This is a genomic window from Xanthomonas sp. SHU 308, from assembly GCF_000364645.1.
Classification (GTDB): Bacteria; Pseudomonadota; Gammaproteobacteria; order Xanthomonadales; family Xanthomonadaceae; genus Xanthomonas_A; species Xanthomonas_A sontii.
The window spans coordinates 1-3,050 of record NZ_AQOK01000313.1; the positions used below are offsets into that span (position 1 = coordinate 1).

3 protein-coding genes are annotated in these 3,050 nt (G+C 70.8%); 1 reads left to right on the top strand and 2 read right to left on the bottom strand.

Features of this window, described 5'->3' with window-relative positions:
- Together D588_RS26125 and D588_RS0111100 are read right to left on the bottom strand one after the other, a co-directional pair.
- A partial coding sequence (locus D588_RS26125; protein WP_017916029.1) for an FHA domain-containing protein occupies positions 1 to 513 on the bottom strand: 513 nt, incomplete at its 3' end.
- A gap of 46 nt (positions 514 to 559) precedes the next feature.
- Entirely contained in the window at positions 560 to 1,387 is an 828-nt protein-coding gene (locus D588_RS0111100; protein ID WP_232764281.1) for a DUF6689 family protein, read from the bottom strand.
- A gap of 243 nt (positions 1,388 to 1,630) precedes the next feature.
- Here D588_RS0111100 and D588_RS0111105 point away from each other — a divergent pair, with 243 nt between their 5' ends.
- Positions 1,631 to 3,034: a S8 family serine peptidase gene (locus D588_RS0111105; protein ID WP_017912698.1), complete on the top strand. Its 1,404-nt coding sequence runs from the start codon at positions 1,631 to 1,633 to the stop codon at positions 3,032 to 3,034.
- The last annotated feature ends 16 nt before the right edge of the window (positions 3,035 to 3,050 follow it).

Here is a 3,050-nt window from a genome sequence, read left to right on the forward strand (position 1 = left end):
TGGCCCGATCCCGTGGCTGGCCGCGACGCGCTGGCCGTGCGCCTCGGCCAGGACCAGCAGGCCGCGTTCGGCCTGGGCCAGTTCGACCACCGCGTCCAGGCTGGCGCCGAGCAGATCGTCGAGTCCGCCGATCTGGGCGAGCCCTTGGGTGAGGGCGGTGGCGCGATCGCAGCGGGCGCGCTGGCGGCGTTCGGCCAGTTCCGCATCGGCCGGGCTGAGTGGGGCGAACTCGGCGTAGATGTCGCCGAAGCGCAGCCAGGTCGCGGTCTCCAGCGCGATCGGCGCGGCCACCCGCACGCCATCGCGGTAGCTGCCGTTCTTGCTGCCCAGGTCGTGCAACTGCCAGTGGCCGTCGGCCTGCGGCTGCAGTTGCGCGTGCCAGCGCGACACCGAAGGGTGTTCCAGCGCCAGCGCGTTGTCGGCCGCGCGGCCGATCGCCAGGGTCTGCCCGGCGGCGAGCAGCAGCGTCGGTGCCGGCGCGTCGGGCAGGTAGGCAGTCAGGCGCGCGGGCATCGCGGCGTGTCCTCCGTCGCGGTGCGTGCGACCGGTCCCGCAGCGCTCAAGGCGCGTAGAGACGTTGGTAGTCGATGGAGAAGCGCAGCGTCGCAGCGCCGGCCAGCAGTTCGCCGGCGGGGTTGCCTGCGCTCATGCCGGCGTTCCAGGTTTGCGCGATGCCATGGCCGGCGCGCGACGACACCTGCTCGCGGAACCCGTCCAGCGCGACCGTGGCGGCGGTGTCGTCGGCATTGGCCAGGGCGCTCTGTACGCTGTTCAGCATGGCGGCGAGCGGCGCCGCCTCACTGGCGGGCAACTGCGCCACCAGCGCCTGCAGCCGGTTCAGCTTGGCGGCCAGCACGTTGGCGGTCGGGCGCAGGTCGTGGAGCACGATGAACTGCGAGAAGCCGCCGGTGGTGCCGCGGGCGCGGACGCTGCCCGGGGCGATCTCATCGGTGATGTCGCGGAAATCGCCGCCCTCCGGGGCCTTGAACAGGCGCAGGGTGCTGTCGGCGGTATAGGCCAGCGCATGGGTGTGCAGCTCCACATGCACGACGCGCCGGAACGTCAGGCCGCCGCTCGGTGGCGGTGTCACCGTGATCAGCAGCGGCAACTGCGACGGCACCTGGCCGGTTTGCGTGCTGGGCAGCCGCGGCAGCAAGGCCGTGACCTGGGCCGGGGTCAGCAGTTCTGCGCTCAGACCGAGGTTGGCCGGGCTGAGGCCGCTGGCGTTGTCGAACTCCAGCGTCAGTTCCGCGAGCGGGTGCGGGCCGGCGCCGATGGCCGCCGTCGCCACATTGCCGCTCACGTCCACCTGCACCGGCAGCGGTTGCGCGGCGAGCCCGCCGCACGCCGCGACGGCGCAGAACAGCAGGCAAACCCTTGCGAACATCGTGTGCATCTGAAACCCCCTGTTGCATGTGCCAGCACTGCGCACCGCGCCTGCGTTCCGCCCGGCACCGCGGCGCGCGGCAGCGGCCTTCGTCCCGATCATACCGATCCGTACGGGCGATGCACGCGGCCCTGGGTGTTTCCACCCACGCGCAGTAGGGGCGATCCCGGATAGGCGCCACCGCGCGGCCGCGTCAGGCTGCAGTCACCCGCCCGTCCCGGGCCCACCAACCGGAGATTCCAGATGCCCATCCGTCGTCCCGCACTCGCCATCGGCATTTGCGCCGTGCTCGCCAGCGGCGTCTTCGCTGGCGGCAAGGCCGAAGCCGCTGCGCATCTGGACAGCCTGCTGGAGTCCAAGCTGGCCAGCACGCCGCTGACCGACGAGCTGCAGATCGTCATCACCTACAAGCAGTCCAAGCCGGTCTCGGCGGCGCAGCTGACCGTGTTGCACGACCTGGGCATCACCCGCGGCGTCAGCATGCAGACCCTGCCGATCGCCGGTGCGCTGGCCACGCCGGAGGAAATCCTGGCGCTGGCCGAGCGCGACGACGTCGCTTCGATCTACTACAACGCCCCGCTGCGCTACTTCAACCAGGACGCGCGCCAGGCCACCGGGGTCGACCGCGCGCAGAGCAATCCGGGCGACTTCGGCCGCACCGTGCCGTACACCGGCCGCGGCGTCGGCGTGCTGATCAACGACTCGGGCATCGATGCCACCCACCGCGACCTGGCCTATGGCGACCGCGTGGTGCAGAACGTGCTGGCCAACACCAACCTGCACAATCTGAACTCGATGCTGCCTGTCACCTACCTGGAGGGCGTGCCGAACACCGACGCCGGTTCCGGCCATGGCACCCACTGCGCCGGCACGGTCGGCGGCAGCGGCGCGCAGTCCGGCGGCAAGTACCGCGGCGTGGCGACCGGCGCCAGCCTGGTCGGCTACGGCTCCAGCGGTGTGCTGCTGGTGCTGGATGCGGTGGGCGGCCTGGACTACGCGGCCTCGCACCAGAACAGCTTCAAGGATCCGATCCGCGTCGTCAGCAACTCCTGGGGCACCTCCGGCAAGTTCGATCCGGCCGATCCGGTCAACGTCGCCACCTATGAGCTGTACAAGCGCGGCATCGTCAGCGTGTTCGCCGCCGGCAACGACGGTCCCAAGGAGGACACCCACAACCCGTATGCGCAGGCGCCGTGGGTGATCTCGGTCGCCGCCGGCAACGTCGACGGCACGCTGGCCGACTTCTCCTCGCGCGGCAAGGCCGGCGAGCGCGATACCTTCACCACCGCCGACGGCAAGAGCTGGACCCACATCAACCAGCCCAGCATCACCGCGCCGGGCGTGGACATCATCTCCACCCGCGCCTCCACCGGCCTGTTGCCGCCGCTGGCCGCGCAGAAGGACGAAAAGCTGATCGCGCCGGCACAGCTGCCGTTCTACACCACCATGAGCGGCACCTCGATGGCCACGCCGCATGTGGCGGGTGTGGTGGCGCTGGTGCTGGAGGCCAATCCGAACCTGACCCCGGACCAGGTCAAGGACCTGATCGAGCGTACCGCCACACCGATGGCGGGACGTGCCTCCTGGGAAGTCGGCGCCGGTTATCTCAACGCTTACTCGGCGTTGCGCGAAGCCAGCAAGAAGTGACCGGATCCGGCGGGGG